This window comes from Streptomyces sp. NPDC053750, from assembly GCF_044544295.1.
Taxonomy (GTDB): Bacteria; Actinomycetota; Actinomycetes; order Streptomycetales; family Streptomycetaceae; genus Streptomyces.
On the sequence record NZ_JBITXB010000035.1, the window covers coordinates 26,173 to 28,491 of the forward strand.

The 2,319-nt window shown below is 70.3% G+C and carries 2 pseudogenes; one reads left to right on the forward strand and one right to left on the reverse strand.

Annotation, left to right across the window (positions count from 1 at the left end):
- A pseudogene (locus ACIGO6_RS39950) lies at positions 1 to 977 on the reverse strand (hypothetical protein); the annotation flags it as partial.
- A 228-nt stretch (positions 978 to 1,205) separates the two neighbouring features.
- On the opposite strand from ACIGO6_RS39950, the pseudogene ACIGO6_RS39955 reads away from it, so the two are divergent.
- A pseudogene (locus ACIGO6_RS39955) lies at positions 1,206 to 2,319 on the forward strand (hypothetical protein); the annotation flags it as partial.

The window sequence follows — 2,319 nt, forward strand, 5'->3', positions numbered from 1 at the left end:
TCGGTGCCTTTGCGGATGACGGTCCAGGCGCCGGCCTTGCCGGTGTACTCCTCGACTTCCGAGTCGGCGGTGATGCGGTAGAGGCGGCTGGAGGTTGCGACCACGATGCCGGCCTTACCGGCCCGTGGCCGGGACACCTCTGGAGCCGACGATGCCGGGACCGATGACGGTGGGGCGGACAACGGCGGAGGCGTGGGCCGGGACCTGTCCGGGGTTGTCGGGCCGGTGCTGACGCCGGGAAGGTTGAGGTCGCCGCCGGGAGCGGAGGAAGAGGGCGGCGGGCTCAGCAGGACCTCAGGCTGCTTGGAATTGCCCGCGGTGTCGCTCAGGTGAGTGGCGATGAAGATTCCGCCCGCGGTCGAGGCGGCGACGAGTACCGCCACCGCGGCGCCGGTCCATCTGACCCGCACCGGACGAGCACTGCCCGCTTCACCGGGTGAGGAGACGGGCCTGCTGGTGTCGGCGGCCTGTGCCGTCGGATCGTCCGTGCCTCCCGGATCCGGATCCTGCCCGGCACCGGCACCGAGAGGACCAGGGGTGTCTGTTCCTTCCGCCGTTTCCTCAAGCTCCTGTCCGGCACTGGGCTCGTCGGGCTTCGGCGCCGCCTCCCCCCGTACAACCGCACCCTCTGCTGCGGCCGACCGCCCAGAATCCCGCGTACCGGAACGAAGGATGCTCCCCGCCCGACCCTCCGCCGCCACGGCGGCATCATGAAGGCTTCGGGCTTTGGCGAGCATGACCTGCTGGCTGCGGGCGTCGTGAAAGCGATCCTTCACCACGGCGTTGAGCCGGCCCAGCGGGACGATGCGCACCCCGGAGCGGTACTCCCCCCACAGCGTCTTGCCCACACCCTCGTAGCGGACTGCCAACTCCCGCACACCTGAACCCTCGGTGATCTCCCGCAGGAACTCAGCAAGCGCGTTGGCCTCCTGCGTGGCTCCCTTGAGGCCCCCCTGGGGCCGTCCCGCCTTGGCCACTGTGTCCCCCATGCCCTCATGTCCGCGGACAACCCGGGTTGTCCATCGCCCGCCCCCAGCCGGAGCTGCGCCTTCATTGTCCGGCCGACCGGTCAACTAGCCACTCCAGCAACGTAGTTCCTACCACGACCCGGCACCGTACCGACCCGGCCGACGTGGTTTGGCCATCAGGTCGTGAGGACGCGCGACACCCCCTCTGCCGTCATCCACCCACCACAGGGAGAGACGTTGCCTCGATACCGCCTGCTCGCTGCCCTGAGCGCATCGCTCACGCTGGCCGCGACCATCGCCGTCACCACCGCCGAGCCCCGGACAGCCGCCGGCACCGGCCGCCAGCAGGACACGATCGCTGCGATCGCATCCACCAGGACCACCGGAACCCTTGGCCGCGCCGCCCGACCCGGCACCCACGTCACCCGAGAACAGGTCATCCGCAGGGCACAGGCCTGGGTGGAGAAGAAGGTGCGCTACAGCCAGAGCGAATGGCACACCGACCAGGCCACCGGCGGCCCCTGGCGCCAGGACTGCTCCGGCTTCATCTCCATGGCCTGGCAACTGCCCGCCAGCGAAACCACCCTCACGCTGCCCCGCCACGCCCGGCCGATCGACGTCAGGACACTGCAGCCTGGTGACCTGCTCAACTCCTCCTCCCACGCCCTGCTCTTCCACCGCTGGACCGACAAGGCCAAGGGCCGGTTCACCTACTACCAGGAAAGCAACCCCCGAGTCCCCACGAACCTCTCCCGCGGCAACATCAACGCCCCCACCCTGGCCGGACACCCCACCAGCAGCTACCGCGCCTACCGCTACAACAACATCCGCGACAACGACACCGCCAACCCCCCAACCCCAACCCCTGCCGCCACCGGATCCCCCTCACCGACCACCCTCCGGACGAAGCCTCGGCCTCAGCCGGCGAAGACCACGAAGCCCGCACCCTCCACGCGCACGCCACAGAGCAAGACCGTGGCCTTGGCCCACATCACCACCGCACGGGGCCGTCTGTACGCACTGGCCAAAGACCGGTCGGGCGTGTGGCAGTGGACGGGCAAGGGCGACAGGTGGGTGAAGGTGGGTGGGCCGGCCCGGCAGGTGTACGGGGGGTCGGCGGGCCTGTTCGCCACGAATCCGCGCAGCGGCGACCTCTACCGTTTCGATCCTGGTGGCCGGCGGTGGGCTCGTGTGGGCGGTCCGGGCCTGACCTTCGCTGCGGCCGGCGGCCGTCTGTACGGGCTGAGCCCGGATCGGTCGGGCGTGTGGCAGTGGACGGGCAAGGGCGACAGGTGGGTGAAGGTGGGTGGGCCGGCCCGGCAGGTGTACGGGGGGTCGGCGGGCCTGTTCG